Origin of the sequence: Chryseobacterium sp. Bi04, from assembly GCF_918698085.1 — a bacterium.
Taxonomy (GTDB): Bacteria; Bacteroidota; Bacteroidia; order Flavobacteriales; family Weeksellaceae; genus Chryseobacterium.
In genome coordinates this window covers 179,860-199,869 of the sequence record NZ_CAKKLP010000004.1, presented here as the reverse complement: position 1 = coordinate 199,869, position 20,010 = coordinate 179,860, and the positions used below count along the sequence as shown (strand labels likewise).

General features: G+C 36.0%; 11 protein-coding genes. 2 read left to right on the top strand and 9 right to left on the bottom strand.

All coding sequences use genetic code 11. From position 1 onward, the window contains the following. Window positions 1-12 precede the first annotated feature (12 nt). Both LQV47_RS08870 and LQV47_RS08865 read right to left on the bottom strand, forming a co-directional pair. Complete coding sequence (locus tag LQV47_RS08870; RefSeq protein ID WP_230036015.1) at window positions 13-2,886, bottom strand: hypothetical protein; 2,874 nt, start codon at window positions 2,884-2,886, stop codon at window positions 13-15. Between the two features lie 61 nt (window positions 2,887-2,947). Next, window positions 2,948-3,568 carry a hypothetical protein gene (locus tag LQV47_RS08865; protein WP_230036013.1) on the bottom strand — a complete coding sequence of 207 codons (621 nt, stop codon included), beginning with the start codon at window positions 3,566-3,568 and terminating at the stop codon, window positions 2,948-2,950. A gap of 1,531 nt (window positions 3,569-5,099) precedes the next feature. Between LQV47_RS08865 and LQV47_RS08860 the strand changes: the two genes are divergently transcribed. Next, entirely contained in the window at window positions 5,100-6,242 is a 1,143-nt protein-coding gene (locus LQV47_RS08860) for a glycosyltransferase (RefSeq protein ID WP_230036011.1), read from the top strand. A 1,108-nt stretch (window positions 6,243-7,350) separates the two neighbouring features. Here the strand turns inward: LQV47_RS08860 and LQV47_RS08855 are convergent. From LQV47_RS08855 to LQV47_RS08840, 4 genes are all read right to left on the bottom strand, one after another. Beyond that, window positions 7,351-7,878 (bottom strand): hypothetical protein, encoded by a 528-nt coding sequence (locus LQV47_RS08855; RefSeq protein ID WP_230036009.1) that lies wholly within the window; start codon window positions 7,876-7,878, stop codon window positions 7,351-7,353. A 72-nt stretch (window positions 7,879-7,950) separates the two neighbouring features. Further along, window positions 7,951-10,974 carry a hypothetical protein gene (locus LQV47_RS08850; RefSeq protein WP_230036007.1) on the bottom strand — a complete coding sequence of 1,008 codons (3,024 nt, stop codon included), beginning with the start codon at window positions 10,972-10,974 and terminating at the stop codon, window positions 7,951-7,953. Between the two features lie 300 nt (window positions 10,975-11,274). Beyond that, window positions 11,275-11,895 (bottom strand): hypothetical protein, encoded by a 621-nt coding sequence (locus LQV47_RS08845; protein WP_230036005.1) that lies wholly within the window; start codon window positions 11,893-11,895, stop codon window positions 11,275-11,277. 464 nt (window positions 11,896-12,359) lie between these two features. Then, window positions 12,360-12,641: a hypothetical protein gene (locus LQV47_RS08840; RefSeq protein WP_230036003.1), complete on the bottom strand. Its 282-nt coding sequence runs from the start codon at window positions 12,639-12,641 to the stop codon at window positions 12,360-12,362. A gap of 627 nt (window positions 12,642-13,268) precedes the next feature. Between LQV47_RS08840 and LQV47_RS08835 the strand changes: the two genes are divergently transcribed. Further along, the gene (locus LQV47_RS08835; RefSeq protein ID WP_230036001.1) at window positions 13,269-14,882 is read left to right on the top strand and encodes an AraC family transcriptional regulator; all 1,614 of its coding nucleotides are present in this window, start codon (window positions 13,269-13,271) and stop codon (window positions 14,880-14,882) included. Window positions 14,883-15,024: 142 nt separating this feature from the next. Here the strand turns inward: LQV47_RS08835 and LQV47_RS08830 are convergent, their stop codons facing one another. The 3 genes from LQV47_RS08830 to LQV47_RS08820 all read right to left on the bottom strand — a co-directional run bounded on the left by LQV47_RS08830 (window position 15,025) and on the right by LQV47_RS08820 (window position 19,872). Next, window positions 15,025-15,543 (bottom strand): DUF2911 domain-containing protein, encoded by a 519-nt coding sequence (locus LQV47_RS08830; RefSeq protein ID WP_230035999.1) that lies wholly within the window; start codon window positions 15,541-15,543, stop codon window positions 15,025-15,027. 32 nt (window positions 15,544-15,575) lie between these two features. Beyond that, entirely contained in the window at window positions 15,576-17,267 is a 1,692-nt protein-coding gene (locus tag LQV47_RS08825; protein WP_230035997.1) for a sodium:solute symporter, read from the bottom strand. A gap of 100 nt (window positions 17,268-17,367) precedes the next feature. After that, window positions 17,368-19,872, bottom strand: coding sequence for a PIG-L family deacetylase (locus tag LQV47_RS08820; RefSeq protein WP_230035995.1), 2,505 nt, complete (start codon window positions 19,870-19,872; stop codon window positions 17,368-17,370). Window positions 19,873-20,010: the final 138 nt, after the last annotated feature.

The window sequence follows — 20,010 nt, the reverse complement described above, 5'->3', positions numbered from 1 at the left end:
TGTTATTCATTTTTATCTAGTCCTAACTGGCAGCGCCGGATTGATCATACTTGGAATATTATTGCAGCTAACAAAAACAACAGTAACAGCTGTACGTCTACTTTCACAACTATCAGATGTTTGAGTAGCATAATAAGTTGTTCCTGCAGTAATAATTGTGTCTAATGGTAATTCAATAGTAGACGAACTACTAGAATACCATTTTACATTATTTCCCGACACCGAAATGTCTGCTAATGTATTGGTTGTTTTTATACAAACTGTTGAATTAGCAGTAAGATCATCTGTCTTTTTAATAATATTAATTTCATCTGACACAACACAGATAGTAGAAGCTCCATCAGTATAAGTAACCTCTACTTTGTAAGCACCATAACCAAAAGGACGAATATCCAGTGTAGAAGCTGTTCCTATTATCATATTATAATTGCTGTCGTTTAGTTTGTACCAGCTATACTTAGTATTAATATTTCCGTAAAACGATGATGTTTTAAGAGTATAAGTACTGGGGTCTTCGCTATCAATATAATGGCATCGCCAATCCTCCCCCAAACCTTCAAAAGATCCCGCATTGTATGGGTCATAGGTAATGTTATTATTGTTTTGGTTAGCAATAGTACTTTGTGCCCCAAAGTGAAATGTCTGCCCTGATGCATTGATGTCTTTAAGATTCCCAAAGTTGAAATCTCTGTTTCCTCCTGTTATGTTGATATTAGCTCTTGTACCTGTAGAATTACTTGTTATGTATGTTACTGCGCACGGAGTCCCGCCTAAGAACCAGTCTCCTATGGTTTGCGTTTTATTTACTTGCAATGTATAAGCCTTTCCGCTACTGAAAATCAATTCTTTATATTGGTTATCTCCAAATATGGCACCATCCCCTTTGAACTCTACACGGTTGAAATAAACCGTTCCTGAGTGAACCCCTCCCAAAGATCCTCCCCCGTTAACAGCAGTATTTCCAAAACTTACATTGTAGAAAGTTTGCCCCGAATAAGGCTGTAATCCACGAATTGGAAAATTAGAAGCATTAATAAAATCGGTAAAACGAATATGAGAAGTACCAGCGTTCAATGTAACATTGGGTGAGGATGTACTGAAAGATGAGGATGTGTCTTGCATATATACATTAGAACTTCCCAAATTGAGCATTCTTGCCTTTGTACCATTGTTTCCATAGAAGCTCAGCTTAATGGTTACATCATTTCCATTGGTACTAAATGTTCCTGCCTGATGAGAAAGACCTCCGCCAACAGAAAAGGCATCGGAAAGACTGAGGGAATTTTCTTCTTCAAAATATATAACTCCATTAGTACTACCCGTAACAACACCATTGCTGCTAATAGTTTTATCCTCTCCGGTATGGCGGTAGTAAATATTAGAAATATTAATAGAAGGCATACCACTCTGCCATACACTTGACCCATAAATATTAAAAGTCTGACTCACACTATTCTGTGTGAAAACTGGAGCTACAGCACTTCCTGTAAAAGTGATGTCATGGGTATATGAAACATTATCCACCATTACCGTTCTATTACTTGCTGTAAAACCAGACCCGGCATCAAAAAAAGTATTATTTCGGGGGCCAGGTACACAATACCCCCCCGCTCCCCCACTGGTTTGTGACCAGTGAGCTTTATCATTCCAGTTACCACTACCTCCTACCCAGTATAGGTTTTGTACACTATTGGAAAGGAAGGACCAACCCGTATTATTCCCATTATCTACAGAATTAGCAGACGTAAACGTAGCTCCTCCCGAAGCCTTGAGATCTTTCATAATTGCTCCCGACACATTGATCGTAACTCCAGATGCAGCTACAATATTAGCTTGTGTACCCGCAACACTAGAGCTGATAGTAGACCAGCCTCCACATTGCGGAGTGTTAGCAGAAAATAGCATGGTTATGGTTTGTGTTTTATTTGCTTGTAAGGAATAGGTTTTTGTGGGTGCTAAAATCAATTCTTTATATTGGTTATCTCCAAATATGGCACCATCCCCTTTGAACTCTACACGGTTGAAATAAACCGTTCCTGAGTGAACCCCTCCCAAAGATCCTCCCCCGTTAACAGCAGTATTTCCAAAACTTACATTGTAGAAAGTTTGCCCCGAATAAGGCTGTAATCCACGAATTGGAAAATTAGAAGCATTAATAAAATCGGTAAAACGAATATGAGAAGTACCAGCGTTCAATGTAACATTGGGTGAGGATGTACTGAAAGATGAGGATGTGTCTTGCATATATACATTAGAACTTCCCAAATTGAGCATTCTTGCCTTTGTACCATTGTTTCCATAGAAGCTCAGCTTAATGGTTACATCATTTCCATTGGTATTAAATGTTCCTGCCTGATGAGAAAGACCTCCGCCAACAGAAAAGGCATCGGAAAGACTGAGGGAATTTTCTTCTTCAAAATATATAACTCCATTAGTACTACCCGTAACAACACCATTGCTGCTAATAGTTTTATCCTCTCCGGTATGGCGGTAGTAAATATTAGAAATATTAATAGAAGGCATACCACTCTGCCATACACTTGACCCATAAATATTAAAAGTCTGACTCACACTATTCTGTGTGAAAACTGGAGCTACAGCACTTCCTGTAAAAGTGATGTCATGGCAGTTCCCCGGAACATCTAATATTACCGTTTTACTGTTTGCTGTAAACCCAGAATTCGCATCAAAGAATACATCATCAATAGGTCCTGGTACCACACCCGGAAAAGTTGTTCCTCCAGAGTTGGTACGCCAGTGATTGATATCACTCCAGTTACCACTACCTCCTACCCAATAGTATTTGGCTGCAAATGCATGATTGAAAGACATTAAAAGTAACAGAATAATTGGAATTGTTTTTATTTTTTTTTGTGTAAAAGTCATGATCTAGATGTTAGTCCACTTACTAGTGAGCAATAATTAACAATTTGAAAAAAGAAACAGATTATTGTTTTACTACGAAAACAACGTTCATATAAGTGGGTTTGCTAGTATCCGCGGTACTCAATATACTGTATGTAAGTACACCGTTTGAATTAATTACAACATTATTGAAAATTGTATTATCGTACCAAGTTACATAATACTCTAGCTGGTTAGCCGCAAAGGTGGGAATAGAACCTGTAGAACCTGTGCTACTCGCCATAGGTGTAGTAAACTGATTTTTGTAATTAGAGTAGAGATCTATAGAACTAATAGATAAACTTGTATTAATTGGGACTGAAGGCGAATAGAAAAATTTTGGAGCATTAACAAGTAATGGTTCCCATTTATCAATTGGATTTTTCCAATACCAATATCCTTCGGAAGTAACATCTTTAATCACCTCAGAAGATGCCCCTGTACTGTACACCAATGTTCCTGACCTGATTCCTATTGTATTAATTGCCTCTATTTGATTACCCGAAAGCTGTGGGATTGTTATCCCTGCTTTAGAACCTTTGATATAATTTGAAGGTAAAACAATATCAAAGGTTGCTTGAGGTGTGTCCGTATTAACTCCAATTTGAGAGCTGAAGAGGTTTATTCCCAAAAACAAAATAGTGGAAAAGAATGCCTTTTTCATAAAATATATTTAAAAAAATTTCGCACAAAACTATTTAAATTTAACCGCATCTATATAATTATTAACAGCCTTTATCTGGAATAACAATAAATGAGATATCTATGTGATATATAGAAGACTTACCCCCTTTTACAACCAGTTATTAAATATAAAATATACTAAAATTTCTTCAGCATATAACCATGGAGTAAGGCCCTTTAAAAATTATGCTAATGACTACTAATCAGTCTGTCGCTCCTAAGAAATTGCATCTATGTCCTTTAGAAATCCAAACACGCATCCAAAACTTCTTCTATATATTGTTTAACCGTTCTAAACATCCATTTTAACCAGGTTCCAGATTATATATACTGCCACTCAATGTAACTATATGTACAGAAACAGGTAAAACTTTAAATAGAAGTTCACGACCATTGTCAGTTCTCTTGCGATTACGTTTTGGTCTGTATGTAATTAATTCTTTAATTTTTAGCAATTTGGTTCTTGGAGGAATAGAAAGCTTAATTAATAAATTATTCCTATTATAACATCAATGAAATGCATCTTCTGAATCTCATAATATTATGAAATATAACTGCCGGCCAAATATATAATATATCATTTATAAAATTTGCAAATGCTTTGATGCCCACGTTAAGCATATGCAATATACAGAGTTATATTTTGAAAGTAATAAAGTAATGAAATATAGTTTACTTTTTAAAAATTAATTTTTTTTTGATTATTTAGATGATTTTAATTCTAAAAGCATCATGAAGTTTACCGATAGGTAGTATGTGAATGCTAGTAGGTACAAAGCCATTCCCCCAGATCATTTCCAAAAGACCGGCTTCGGAACAATACCAAAAAATTACAATTTTCAAATGAGATATATGTGTGATACACCTATGTTTTTTCAATCCATTTATCTTATATACATTTGGTACTTGATATTAAATTGCTTACCATTTAACTTAATATATTATAAATGAGGACATCTCATTAAGGGAATTGATAAAGATCAATAAAAGTGATATACTAACCTAATAATTAACTGATAATGTATACACAGCGCGGCTCAATGAAATGCTTTTTTTTAAAGTTTCAGTGAAATCAAAAAAGTTAATCTCACTTTATCGCAAAAAAAATGTCAAGGATAATAATGTAAAATCTACAATTACACATTATTATTAATAATAGGCAAGATGAGAGAATTAATGTCGACCAAGAAGTAGATCCGAAAATTGGATAACTTTTGAGGAAGTTGATATTGAAATGATATTGATGCAAAGAAGTAAGGTCAAATAATTGAGTGCACATTTCATTTAGATATAAGAGCCACTCTTACTTTTTACGAGACCTTATTTTGAATCATTTTTTGGTTTTCCATTTTCCAAAGAATTATGATTTTCTAAAGCTCAATACAATGCAATAAGTAGAAAAGTGTGTCACAACAATGCTCACATTTTTACCAAAACAGTTCTAGCTCATTATATAAAAAACTGAAAAATTTCATCATTGTTATACAAATATAGTTTATATAATTAATTTTATGGATAAAAGAAAGATTCTATTCAGATTACGTTCTATGGAAATGGGTGGTGTACAAAAAGTATTACTGGATCTTTTAAATAGATTAGATCAAAATAAGTTTGAAATTCATTTACTGCTCAACATATATCAGGGTGACCTGAAAAAAGAGATTCCCAAACACGTTAAGCTACATTATTTAGTAGAAGGAAGAGAAGAACTTTCAGAAAAAAAAACAATTCTATTTATTCAATTGGTATTAAGAAGGTTAAATCTGATAAAATATAAATATATCCCATCTCTATTTAAAAAAAGAATTGGAATAATACCTGATGTAGAAGTAGCTTTTATGCATGCTAATTTGCAGGATATTGTGAATAGTCCCTTTACAAAATCAAAAAAAATAAATTGGTTTCATTCAGACATCCGCTTTTTCGAATCCAAAAAGCAAGCAAACCAGACAATTAAATTTATGAAGCAATGTGATACTACAGTTTTTGTTTCTCGCACTACCCAAGCAAATGTCGAGTTATATTCTAAAGGTAGTATAGCAAATGGAATTTGTATATACAATATCTTTGATCACCAATCTATTCTGTCAAAGGCAAAAGAATCTATTTTTGATACTAAACAGCTAAAAGGTAAAAAGCACATCTTTGTATCTACAGGAAGATTGGTTTTTCAAAAAGGATATGATGTTCTTCTGGAAGCACATATAGAATTAATTCGCCAAGGAGTTGAGCATTATATTCTTATAATTGGGAACGGATTTGATTATAAACAGTTAAAGAAAAAAGTAATCTTGGAGAATGTAGAAGATTCATTTATTCTAATAGGGCAGAAAGACAATCCATATCCTTATATCTCCGGAGCTGACTATTATATTCAACCATCTCGCTATGAGGCATATCCTTTAGCATTAGGTGAAGCATTGGCTTTGAATAAACCCATCATAAGTACAGACGTAGGAGGAGTAAGAGAAATGATTATCCACAATAAAACAGGTTTAATTGTAGATTTTTCCATAGAAAGGTTAAAAGATGCGATGATGGTATTTATTAACAATCGAGAACTTGTGGAGTCCATCAAAGAAAACCAGAAAAAAATTAGTTTCAAGCTTCACAACCAAAAGATTGAGCAAGAAATATTACATATTCTATCATAGGTCATAGCCAAGTGAGGAGATCGTACCAACTTGCTAATTATTATTACTTTTAAAAGCTAAATTGAAGCCAACTAAAGATTTACTATTCCACTGCTGCTTGCTATTAATTTTTAGAATTAAATAGCCATAGACAAAAACTAAAAGAAATTATTTGATAAATATAGAGTTTGTAATTCTTGTTTAATTTGGCTTAATCGAACCAAATCATCGATAAAAGTGTTTGAAGATACACTCGTCTTGTTCACTGAAGGAGACAACTATTTGATAGTTGTCTCTTTTTTTTACCCATAAATATCTCTTTATCAAACTTTTGCAAATCTGACTTTTGGTGTTCGATATTTTAAATGTAAAATACTGAGCATGCTTGAAATAAACAGCCTGAAAGTACCACAATAGGCTTTTAATCTACAATCATTACGTATTCGAAATCTCCTTAAGGTTAGAACTTTTTTCTCTCTTTTGGCTTATTGTAGTTTTTTGCTATTAAAATATAGTAATTCCAATATAATTTTAGCATCCTTCTCATTTACCTGAATTCCATTCTTGGTTAAAATAATAATTGCTTGCTCATCGTCATTAAATAGTGTGTACTGATTAATTTAATTGTATCTATATATAGGACGACTGAAAAGTAAAAATAGCCTTAAAAAATTAAAAATAATTCTAACCAGCAATAAATACATTGGTACAATCTGTTCCAAGATTGGTATTAGATTACGACTTTAAATTATAAATACAACTACCTTTGGATTAGTAATTATCAGTTTATCAAGCAATTGCCATTCAACTGTCCCTCAAAAGCAGTAATAATCTATAAGTCAATGAGGTTCATTTTTTGTATCGAAATATTAAAAATTGTCAACAGGATTCAAACAAAAATATAAATAATTCATTTTCAAATACATATTTCTAAAATATTTTCTAAATCAGTAAAAAAAGAGTTTGGACAGCATCCTCTTAAGTTCACAAGACTACAAAGAGTCCGTCTCACAACTAGTGAAAACGGACTCTTTTTATGATTTCTCTCGACCTCCTTGTCAGAGAATGGTTTTTAAATAACGGATTCTCAACCCACATCATTTAGTTGTGAAACAAATTCCTTTTTATTTCAGGGTCTCCAAAACGTCCAAACTGTACCATTATAGACCGCTAGCTGTCTCTTTACAGTATCATACACCAGCATTCCGGCACTTGGATTGATAATATTTAAATGAGGGCTTGCTACTTTGGGCAGTATCATTGCTTTATCTGCATCAGCAAGTACCAGGATTCCTTTTGTGGTGTCTGTTCCTCCTGCAGCTGTACTTATACAAACCTTAGCTCCCGGCTGCTCTTCTCTATCAGCCGCCTGAATACTCAGATCTGCAGTTCCTGATGAGTCTACGCTCAGATCAAACCATGTGTTGGCATCTTTTAAGTATTTTACTTTATGATCTGTTGTATCAAAAAGAACAGTTCCATTTTCGGTAATTCCGGTTTTATCTGTAACATAGGGAAGAAGAAGACCTTTACTTTCGTTATCTCCAAATTCTAAAGAAACCGAACCGTTGCTTACGCTTTCTCTGCTTATTCCTATTTGTGCCTGTGTAGAAGCAGCCATTAAAAAACTGCCTAGTACTATTATATTTTTAACCATTGTAATTTTAGTTTAAAGGAAAACGAGAACCTAAATATTGCATTACTTTTCTGAGGCTCTCAAAAATTATATTTAATCAGGGCAGGTTTGTGTACTGATACAAAACCATGCAAATGAACCTCCATTCTGAGAAGTATACATTTTCAGACATTTATTGGTGGTATCATACACCAACATTCCTTCAACAAAATCAGCAGCCGGAATTCCTTCCGGGTTTCCAGAAGTGTCAAAAGGCATTCTGTTCACAACAAAACCTTTCGTTCTGGCTTCCAGAACCAGCCAAGCTCCGTTACGAACTGCCGGCCAGTTATCTGAATTCTGAATCCCGGCTCTTGTCAATGAACTGATTCCTACCTTACTAATCAATGCCGGGTTTCCTGCTGTAGCAATAGCTCCAGGCTTATAACAGACTTCAGTAGTTAGTACACCGAACGTGAAGTATCTTTTTGTGTTTTCAGAATCGAAATTATGATTGAATATCCATTTGTTACCTACTTTGGTACCAGGAATCAATAGTCTATTGGTTGTAAAGGTATCATCATCGCCAATTACCATATAAACAGTAGTACCAGGAATATTGAATTGGCCTTCGTAAGCGGATAGATCTGCTTGGAAATAGGTGTTTTCTAGGGTGCCTGTTCTCTGCGAAAGCCATTTTCTCTGTATGATTTTACCAGTATTACTGCCCAAAGTCACATTCACCATAGGTAGATCTGTGTCATTGTTATCACCAGCAATGAAGAACTCCTGATCATCAGAAATAACTGTTCTGGACGCATCAAGGTTATCTGTAACAAAATCATTACTAGTCGCCATCGTAAGGATGGCTGCGTTGTTAACACTTACCGATACCTTTTGATGCAAAGCACTGATGTCATCTCGTCCAAGACCAAATATATTGCTGTTATAAGATGTATTCTGAGCGCCATTCCATACAACAGTTTCTGCTGAAGATAAATAATGGTTTGTGGCAGTACGTCCCAAAGTAAGACCATATTTGATTGCCAAATAGGAATCTACTCTTCTGCGTTCTGTTTCGGTAAGGTTACCTGATCCGTAAATAATAGCTTCGCCTATATGACCAGCAGCATTATCGTTATCAGACCCATTACTATTGAATATTGTAGAACCAAAAACATGTCCACCTGTTAATATTCCTCTTGGACTAAATACTCCATTAGCTCCGTTGGCACCTCCATTTAAACCTCTAGACACAGTGGTATTTCCAAATCGATTATACATTATACTAGGAATAGTGGCCGCAAAATTAATACCGCCCGGTACAGCAAGATATCTATCTGTGATGTTTACAGTTACACTTTCTACCTCATCAGCTGTATTACCTGCAAATCTTTTATTAACTCCTATACCATCCCAATAAGCAATATCCCCTCTTTGAAAATTGATATTTGCCAATGCGCTGAAAATTCTATTATTAGCATTATTCAGAGGTGCCCATCCTTCTTTTGTAAAAGTAAAAATATCATAATCCGTGGAGGTTACCGTAGATGCGATCTGATCATTACCTAGCGATTGCTTTACTGCCGTAAAATTGATCCCTGGGTTATAATTGAAGTAATTGGCTGCACCTTTTACATATTTTGGAAATGTATTTTCATACATTTTGGAAGAGACCGTCCCAGAAAAGAAATCTGTCCATGATGTAACATCAGTTCCTTCACCTGTATTCACCGCATTTTTATCTGCTCTGTACCAATAACCTAAGTTATTGACTACTCCCCCAGGAGCATGAGCATAGCCAGCGAAAGTGAAGAACTCTCCGTTATTAAAAGTCACCGTTGCCATATTGTAAACCACACCATTCAACGTCGTTTCTAAAGTCATTGGGATAAACTGATCCGCGGCATCGAAACTTTCATTTGTTGAACGAACCAAATGAAGATTAGAAGTTCCTTTAGGCCAAGCAATAGTTACAGTCCCTGTATTCCCTGTGTTCTGAACCTTCCAGACAGAAGAAAACCTGTTATTAACTTCTCCGCCTGGTGCAGTTGGATATAATAGAGGAATGGATAATGATTGTTTTAATCCATTATCTCCCACAATAAGGAATTGTCCATCTATTAAAGTATTGGTGTTGGCGGAATTCGTATTAAATAGTGAATTTCCTGCTCCCACAATTAGTTTCTGACTAAGATTCACACTTTTTGATTGCTTCTGGTATAAAGTGCCAGTATCATCGCGGGCAATTCCGAAAACGTTATGGTAATAAGCTGTATTGATAGTTTCATTCCAGACCGTAGAACCTGTAGAGGAAACATAATTCTGCGACGCTTCCAGTGTAATACCATATTTGATTGCCAAATAACTGTGTATCTTTTGAAGATCAGCATCAGTCAAATCGCCTCCTGAAATGCTATGGTATAAAATTACCTCTGCAATATCTCCCTGAAAGTTATCTCCCGTAGTTCCGTCTGCACCCAAATAAGCACCGATACCGGTAGTGGGTAAAGCGTACGCCCCACCCGTTATAGGATATGGCGAAGTATAAATTTTTCTTGTTCCACTATTAAAACCTCTTTGAGAACCTTGGCTCGTTGTTTTAGGCAATATCGCCGAATATATACCAAATGTATTAGTTGACGACGGACCAGCCGCCGGGTAATTAAAATTATTACCAATTGTTGGCATTGGATAGACTGTGTTACTATTCACAGCCAAGAAAAACCCATCATCATTTCCGGCTATGGCAAATAAATTCCTATATGCATTTGTCATACTGGAAAGTCTTGCAACTGCAATATAATGTACAGAACCAGCAGGGTTCAAATAAGCTGTTGTCGTGTTTCTTAAGTAATTATTCGTTCCATCATAAGATAGCGTTGGGTTAAAGTTCCACATATTGGTATAAGTGGTCTGATCATTATATGGGATATATGCTGTACCACTTGGAGTCAAAATTACTGAAGTAGGTGAGGAAGAGTCCCATTGTGTCACCTTCTTGGAAGCATTGGTTGTAATACCAGCATCAGCTTTGTACCATACAGATAAATCCGTTGATACCCCACCAGGAGACTGACCGTAAAGCCAGACAGAAGAAATAACTGAGACGAAAAGAAATAATTTAAATTTTCTCATTTGTTTTATGTTTATAAAAATTGCTATTGTTGGAAATTATGCTCAACATTGGGCTTATCCAATGAAGAGGTCAGAATTAAGTCAGTCTGACCTCTTATATATAAAGACATTTGTGTGTTAAACTTATAGAAATATAAAGGGCGGCTGTACCTATCAGCCAAACTTATTTTTACCAATACAATATTAAAAACAAACATCAGAGCTAACAAAAAAAAAGCCACTCACATATACTCATTAGCTTACTTACATTTACTTGAAATCCATATTTGTTTAAAAATCAACGCATTAAATCCAATTAAATTAAAATGTAACGATCATATATGAATTGAGGTCTGTTTCAGAAGACAGATTGAGCTTCTTCCGTATCCTGTATTTTTTATTTTCTACAGAACGAATTGTTGTATTAGTTGCAGTCGCAATATCCTTAGTACTTAGGTTTAATTTTAGCAAAGCACAGATCTCCAATTCTGATGCAACAAGATTTGGACAGAATTCTAAAATTCTTTCGAAATAATCCGGAAATTGCGACTTGAAATAGGTAATAAATAAGGAATTTCTACTTATAGCCAGTTCATACAGATTATTGGATAAACTTATCTTATCAGTCTTTTTAATAAGATCATTCATTTTTTCTTTTTCGACGTAATATTTAATGACTATTTTCTCTTTCCTGTTAATAAAATACATCCCGACAAACGTACAAAAAGCAATCTCCATTGCCTTATAAACCCGAACGTACCATTGTTTTTCAGGTGAAAGATTCTGCTGCAAAAAAGTCAGTACAGAATAATCCGTAATGATGTTTATCAAAAAAAACAGTACATATAGCCCCAAAAGCATAAATACGATAACTCTGTCTCTATCATAATCAAAAAAAAATGCTACGGCAATTGATAATGATATATAACTTAAATAATTCATCACCCCTCTCCCACTTACTGTATCGCAATAAAAAATAACAACCCCCAAAAATATAAAGAGCAACATCAGTACGTGTCTATTGAATCGTATTTTGTTTGACAAAAAAATTGTGCAGAACATACATAACCCCATTCCCAAAAATATTGCTGCATAAACAGGTTCCTCAAGAAAAATAAGGTTCAATAAAAAGTTACTGATCAAAATAAAAACAAGAACAAGCGTATAAACATCAAATAAAATACTTTTCTCATATTCGATCTCATCGATGGCTAGGCGCTTCTTTTCTATTAAAGAAGAAAAAAAATTTGTGTACATAATAACTGTAATAAAAACTGCTCTAAACTGCTTTCAATTATAAACCTAGAACTCCCAAAATTCGTCATCATCTTCATATGATGTTTTGCTCAGATTCATATTCAATTTGGCTTGATATATCTCCCAACCGAAAACCAAGAAATTATTTCTCAAATTCTATGATCAATTGATTCGTAGCTCTTTGTTAATCTATCAGTAGAATTGTAAACTAAAAGTTCTGTTTTAGGATTTATAACCGGAGAAAGACTGCTTGTTGAAACCAATGCGGGTCTAAGGCCAAGAAAGCCTCTATTGGATGATTCCCCATGTAGCATAGCTGAAAGATCGGGGAAATTACCGGGTGGTACATTACTCGCTGCGATCATCCCCACCTGACCATATAGAAAAATGGTTGCCATGAATGCTAAATACAACAATAATTTTTTTTTCATGATTTTTGTTTTTTTGTAATTAAAAAAGTATTGTGTTTTAAAATAGCTGATTACCTAGGTTCATTGCCATAAATTTTAACAATATTATAAAATATAACTACATAACTTAAAGAAATGCTTGTGTGTTTTTCTGAATATATAACAACATATTTTACTGAATTATTTTATAATAACGCAACCACAGAAAGGCTTTCGGAATGATGCTAGGTAAGAAACAGCACTGCCTAACCTGTAATAGAATAAAAATAAAAAGATGGTCTTTAATAATAATATTATAATATACATCCGACCAACCCTTTATTTCAAAATTACTGGATTTGGCAGAGAGAAAGAGAGAGAGAGAGAGAGAGAGAGCCTACTAGGGGATTTGAAACCTATTATGGCCAGATAGGGAAACTGAAGATACATCACTTTAGATTATAACTGATTTCATCACAAGAATTATAAACAACGATATATCCGTGACCGGACAGTGAAGGTCCATAAATCAGCTTCTTTTACCCACACCACCCTTAATTATTAATATTTATATTATCTTTCAACCTCTTACAACAGCCAATTTGCTTGAAATATTCTTATATTTGTCAGAACATCATTTTAAACAAATTACCATTGAATTCAAATCGAATGAGAGCTTATCAAGCTATTCTATTTCTCATTGTCTTACACCTATTCACTTTAGGAAAAAGCCAGAAAATATCCGAAGAACAATTAAAGAACGAATTACATCAGATACAAAACAAGATCGGTGGCACAAGTGTCGTAAACAGCACCATAAAACAGCTGGAAAAATGCTACAGGACAGCAAAGGAAAATAAATACAATATTGCATTCCCCATTGGTACTGAACTAATGCGAACATATTCAACATTGGATAATGCGGAGAAAGTCATTGAAGTAGCAACGGACCTGGAAAGCTATATCAATGAAGATTCATCTCCACAGGACGTATCTAATATGTACAGGACGAAGGCGGAATCATTGGGAGATTTGGGATTTCTGGAAGATTCTCACAAAGCATATCAGGCTTCAAAAAAATATTTGGAAAAAATCAAGGACAATGATGTTCGTCATTATTACAGCAGCTTATTTTATTCCAACTATTCCAGTTATTTTGATCATAGCAAAAAACAACCGGACTCTGTACGCTTATGCCTTATAAAAGGGTTAGATGAGGCAGAAAAAATATCCGAAAAAAAGTCCAGTATATCACTGAGACAGAAATATGATTTGATTGTTTCCATACAGGCAAACCTAACATTGTATTATTTATGGATCATTCAGCCCGCCGAACCAGGGACGGCAGAGACCTACCTTTTAAAATCATTGAAGATTGCAGAAAACAGGGAAATAAGCTCGCTTAATGAAATGAACCTATACCGAACCGCAGGTGATTTTTATTTTGACCAAAAAAATAACGACAAGGCCATACACTATGCCCAAGAAGGCTTAGAGCTGGAGCGAAAAATTTCATCCCCTTCCGGCCGGGAAATTTTCTACGAAATCTTAGCGGAGGCCTATTTGGCTAAAAATAATACTATCGAGGGAAAAAAATACAATCAACTTCTTACAAAGCTCAGGGACAGTATTAGAATTGCAGAAAAACATTCGGTGAATAAAGTTACCACAGCAATAAAAAAAGAAAAGGATAAAGAAAAAAATAACACCCTCAGAAACTACCTCTATGTATTCCTCATTTTAATAATGCTGGGATGTGGTGGCATTTGGTACTATTGGAAAAACAGGAATAAGGTCCAACAACAGAGATTTCAGGAACTCATTACAAAAATAAAGCATGAGTCAGAAAACCGAAAGGATGAAATGGAGAAGGATGGAGAAAAAGCAATAAAAGCTCCGAATACAATTGCTGAGGAAACAGTCAATCAACTATTGAGTAAGATATCCAAATTTGAAAAAAGAGAAAAATACCTAAAAAGCGATATCACAATAGCCAGCATGGCAAGTAATTTTGGTACCAATACAAAATATCTTTCAGAAGTCATAAAATCCTATAAGGACAAGAACTTCAATCATTACATCAACAGCCTTAGAATTGAATACATTACCCGGAAACTGTATGAGGATGAAGTATACAGAAAGTATAAGATCACTTCTCTGGCAGAGCTATGTGGCTATGCCAATCATAGGGTCTTTCAGAATGCATTTAAAAGAGAAACAGGTCTAACTCCCTCGGATTTCATTAACAATCTGAAAAAAGAGACTGAACCGGAAATGCTGTAATACAAAACAATTTGAAGAAGTAGTAGCATCAATACGCTGGAATTTACAATATTACTCTTATACAATCAAAATTTTAATATTTTTCTTAAACCAAACAAAAAAAATCCCGCATTAACGGGATTTTAATTTCTTATATTTAAACTTATTTGATTTCTACAGGAACTGAGATCTTATCCCAATCCATGGTGAATCCATTACTGTTTATTTTATACACTAAAGTTTCCTGTGTTGCCGGTAAAGCCTTTGTTTTTACATCCACACGTAAAGCATCTTTAGATTCTTCGTATTTATAGGCGCCCCACTGTTTTGGCTCTTTGTTAAAAATCGCAGTCCAGGTTCCGCTTTGTTTAGGGATTAAGAAAAAGCTGTATTTACCTGCAGGAAGTTTTTTACCCTGAACGGTAATGTCTTTATCCGTTTCGAAAGTAGTTGCTTCATTGGCGCCTGCACGCCAAACTTTATCATAAGCTTCTAAACCACCCCAGATGGTACGCCCTTTAACAGAAGGACTGCTATAGGCTATGGTAATGGTTGCATCTTTAATTTTCCCCGTAGCAGTAGCCGGAGGGCTTGCAGGTTTTTTAGTTTCCTGTGCAAATGCATTTACTGAAATCGTCATTGCAGCAAAAACTACAGCAACAGTTTTAATCATTGTTTTCATAATATTTTTGTTTGTATGTTTATTTTGTTTGATTACGAATTTACTGCTTTCTGCTTATAAAACAATAAACCAATTGCCGAAAATATAATGACGGCCGCCGCCCCGATTACGTTAAGCCAAAGGAAAGAAACGATATCGAAATTGTAAATGGCAATAACCGTAATTTCTGATAAAATAGCTGAAATAAATACATTGGATCCGGTGATTTTTTTATAGTAAAAGGCGACCAGAAAAATCCCCAATATCGGGCCGTAGAAAAGAGAACCCAATACATTCACCGCTTCAATAAGGGAACCCATTTGGGTGGCAAACATGGCTACACCGATTGAGAAAATCCCCCAGGCTAGAGTGTGCAGGCGACTGTACTTCAATTCGGTGGCATCATCAGGAATTTCTTTTTTAAATATCAGATGAACATCTTTTAATGAGCAGGCGGCAAGGGAATTCAGCGCTGCGGAAATTGAGCCCCAGCTAGCCAGAAAAATGACGGCAAACAGTAAACCAATCATTCCTACAGGCAAGGTATTTTTTACGAAATACAGGAAAATGTAATTGGTATCTGTTTTCTCGGCATTATAGTTTGATGTATTGATAGCCTCTTCTACCCTACTGTGAAGTTCTTTTACCTGGGTTTGTGTGTTTTTAAAATCCTGAATTGTTTTATTAAGCTGGGGAGAATGAGTTTCTTTCAATTGTAGAATTTCCTTAGATTCTGCATTAAATTTTATTTGCAGATCCTTATGCTCTTTTTCAAAAACCGCAGCCTGTTCAGGTTGTGTTTCCTTTAAATGCTGATAAGAGCGTTCGTTAAAATAAATCGGAACCGGTTTCAGAGAAAAGAAAGCGAAAAGTAAGGCACCAATCAGGAGAATAGAAAACTGCATCGGAATTTTAACCAAACCATTCAACAGCAAGCCCATTTTTGCATTGGTATTATCTTTCGCAGTAATATACCTCCCGACCTGACTCTGGTCAGTCCCGAAGTAAGAAAGTGCCAGAAAAAACCCGCCGATTAAGCCGCTCCAGATATTGTATTTATCTTTCCAATCGAATTCTGTGGTGATTACATTGAGCTTTCCGGATTTCCCCGCCAGGTACAACGCATCGTTAAAACCAATTCCATTCGGCATATTCTGAATAAGCAGATACCCTGCAAAAGCCATGGTTCCCAGAATTATGAGAAACTGTAATTTTTGGGTATGAGCGATTGCTTTTGCACCGCCAACATAAGTATAAATCAACAGAATGCCACCTGTTAAAACATTGGTTAAGTAAATATTCCAGTTTAAAACACTTGACAAGATAATACTCGGAGCGTAGATGCTGATTCCCGTTGATAAACCTCTCGAAAAAAGAAAAAGCAGTGAAGTGAGCACTCTTGTTTTTTTATCAAAACGGTTTTCTAAATATTCATAAGCAGTATAAACATTTAAGCGCTGAAAAATCGGGATAAAGGTGATACAGATCACAATCATCGCCAATGGCAGACCAAAGTAATACTGCACGAAACGCATGCCGTCTGTATACGCCTGGCCCGGTGCTGAAAGAAATGTAATGGCACTTGCCTGCGTCGCCATTATACCTATAAGCACAATGTACCAGGGCATTTTATTATCTGCTTTCAGGTAGGATGCGTTGCTTTTTTGGCCACGACCGATGAATACGCCGTAAACAACCACTGCAACCAATGTAAAAATAAGAACGGTCCAATCTATAGTACTCATGCCCAGAATTTAGTAAACAAATAATAAAATGCGATCTGGAATACCAGTGCAACTGCCAATAATATATACCAGATATTCCAGTTTTTAAGTTGATTGTTCATCAGTTTTTCTGTGCAGATAAAAAGTTTAAAAATAAACGTGCTGCCCCAACATTTCCTGCAGGCAGCTGTCTGAAAAATGCCAACGGGGTGTAAATAAAATTACCCTTCCCGTATTGGGCATATAAAGTTGATCCCTGCAGAGGCTTTTCACCTGTATCATGCATTTCAAAAAGCGGTTCATACGCTGCATCCCATTGATCAGGGAAATACGCGCCACGCTCCTGTACCCAGCCTTTAAAATCATCCGCAGTAATTTTGTTCGGAAAGTTCAGTAATTTATGATTGGGATTTAACAACGTAACCTCAGCATTTTCTTCGGTAACCCGTTTATTGGCAATGCTGAAATTGTACATCCCCAATTGGTCTACGGCTGTATCCTGGCTGGTGTTATACTGCATCACCAAATTACCTCCGCCTTTTGCATAAGACCATAAAAAAGGCATCCAGCGGCCGAGCTTTTTCTCCGTGTTATTGGCACGAATACCAAGTACAATCGCATCATATTGAGATAATTTGTTTTGACTGCCGTTTCCGCCAGATTCATCTAATTTGCCATAAAAATCTTCGTCTTTCAAGACATCCACCTGAATCCCTGCCATGCGTAGGAACTCAGGAATGAAATCGCCCGCACCTTCTATGTACCCCACTTTTTTAACCTTCGCCTGAATATCGCCTTTCATTACGGTTACCGTGGCAGGCGCAAAATATTGTAAAGAAGGTAAATGCGGATACTGAATTAATATTTGTTTTTTATTATAAGTGACTTCATCGGCAACAAAATTGGCATCCAGTTGCAAACGAGATGAGTTTATTGTGGCAAGCTTAGCTTTTGGAATAACGTAATCGATGGTAATATCTTTCCCGTTGAGCGAACTTACATCAGCACCACCTAACAGTTCTCCGTTATACATCAGGTTTACTTTACCATTACTGATTTTTTTGCTGGAATTAACCTTTACATTTAAACTCAAATGTAAATCTTCATTTTCTTTTACTAAATAAAGTGGTTGTGTAAATTTAAGTTCCAATGCAGGAACAATGCGCAAGGCTTCGACCACATCACCACGCACCGGGTCTAATTTCTTGAAAGATAAAGGAAGTTTAACCTGAAACTTTTCAGAACCGATTTTTAAACCAACCCAAACATTGAGTGGTGATTCTGCCTCAGGCAAACCGATTAAAGTATCATTCGGAACTGAAAAAGTGGCGGCGTCCTTGGCCGGTTTTGCCAACCAATACGGTTCTGTGAGTGCTGTATCTGCAGGAATCTGAATGTCATGCTGAATGGTAATTAAAGAATCTTTTGATAGCTTTCTGTTGAAGCTTTCTGACTGACTTAACCATTGTACATTGTCTAAAATGACAGGATTTGCAGTTCTTGAAATCAGATTTAACCTGAAACTGTAATGGTCCCCGGCAACGGCTTCAGCCTGATTGGTCACTACCTCTCCCATAAAGCCTGCACAGCTTACAATAATATTGTCGAGAGATTTAATTTTATCCTTTTTAAGGTCTCCATCAGGTAGCGCCATGACCTTTTTCCGCAAAGCAAGCAAAGCAGGTAAACTGAGGTCTGGATTATTGAAATTGAAAGTTGAAATAATTTTATCTAATGATTGGTCAATATCAGTGTTTCCTTTTGCGGTCCACGTTTTAACAACTCCGTCAAAAAGTGTTGCTTTTGCAGGCTCGCCAGTAACGTGGGCAAAATATTCAGTTCTGATGCCGGCTACAGACTGTGTTCCCGCACCCTGGCTTTTATGTAAACTTCTGCTTAATCCCGCCAGTTCACCATAGCCCATTCCCAATTGCGCATCATATTGCCCAACGGTAACTTTCAGTTGATTTTCAGATGTTGTATTGACCCCGCCAAAACGGAAAGTATTCCACAATACGCGTTTTGGCTGCCATACATTAACATATTTCAGTTGATCTGGGAAAGCAGTTTTATCGCCTGCCAGCTTAAAAGCTTTTTCCGCCACCACGGCCGAAGCAGCATGCTGTCCATGGCCTGCCGCAGCAGTAGGAGGAAAACGGCAAATGATAACATCAGGACGGAATTGGCGGATTACCCAGACTACATCCGCTGTAATGTTGTCTGCATCCCATTGTTTAAAGGTGTCGGCCGTATTTTTAGAGAACCCGAAATCAATTGCCCGGGTAAAAAACTGTTGGGCGCCGTCTAACTTTCTTGCCTCTAAAAGCTCATGCGTTCTGATTAAACCCAATGCAGCCCCCTGCTCTGTGCCTAATAAATTCTGACCGCCATCACCTCTGGTTAAAGACAGATAGCCCGTTTCTACATTCTGGTCGTTGATCAACCAGGAGAGTAATCCTGTATTTTCATCATCGGGATGAGCCGCAAGGTATAAAACTTTAGGCAGCTGTTTAAGTGTTTTGATTTCACGGTAAATTTCAGATGATTTGGAGGGCCGAACCTGCTGGGCCGAACAAAAAACCGTATAAAAGCCAAGAATAAATACAGCGCTTACTTTTTTGTACATTTGAATTTGCTTTGCGGGGTAAATATAAGTAAATCGTTTTTCTTTCAACCTTAAAAGAAAAGCAACACTCTTTTTGCTATGTCAACTTCGATTGTTTTTAATGCTTAAAGTTAAATTGCAAGAAGTTTTATCAACAAA

Excerpts from the sequence above, each read along its gene's own strand:
- LQV47_RS08870 (WP_230036015.1), bottom strand. The coding sequence starts at position 2,886 with ATGACTTTTACACAAAAAAAAATAAAAACAATTCCAATTATTCTGTTA.
- LQV47_RS08865 (WP_230036013.1), bottom strand. The coding sequence starts at position 3,568 with ATGAAAAAGGCATTCTTTTCCACTATTTTGTTTTTGGGAATAAACCTC.
- LQV47_RS08860 (WP_230036011.1), top strand. The coding sequence starts at position 5,100 with ATGGATAAAAGAAAGATTCTATTCAGATTACGTTCTATGGAAATGGGT.
- LQV47_RS08855 (WP_230036009.1), bottom strand. The coding sequence starts at position 7,878 with ATGGTTAAAAATATAATAGTACTAGGCAGTTTTTTAATGGCTGCTTCT.
- LQV47_RS08850 (WP_230036007.1), bottom strand. The coding sequence starts at position 10,974 with ATGAGAAAATTTAAATTATTTCTTTTCGTCTCAGTTATTTCTTCTGTC.
- LQV47_RS08845 (WP_230036005.1), bottom strand. The coding sequence starts at position 11,895 with ATGAATTATTTAAGTTATATATCATTATCAATTGCCGTAGCATTTTTT.
- LQV47_RS08840 (WP_230036003.1), bottom strand. The coding sequence starts at position 12,641 with ATGAAAAAAAAATTATTGTTGTATTTAGCATTCATGGCAACCATTTTT.
- LQV47_RS08835 (WP_230036001.1), top strand. The coding sequence starts at position 13,269 with ATGAGAGCTTATCAAGCTATTCTATTTCTCATTGTCTTACACCTATTC.
- LQV47_RS08830 (WP_230035999.1), bottom strand. The coding sequence starts at position 15,543 with ATGAAAACAATGATTAAAACTGTTGCTGTAGTTTTTGCTGCAATGACG.
- LQV47_RS08825 (WP_230035997.1), bottom strand. The coding sequence starts at position 17,267 with ATGAGTACTATAGATTGGACCGTTCTTATTTTTACATTGGTTGCAGTG.
- LQV47_RS08820 (WP_230035995.1), bottom strand. The coding sequence starts at position 19,872 with ATGTACAAAAAAGTAAGCGCTGTATTTATTCTTGGCTTTTATACGGTT.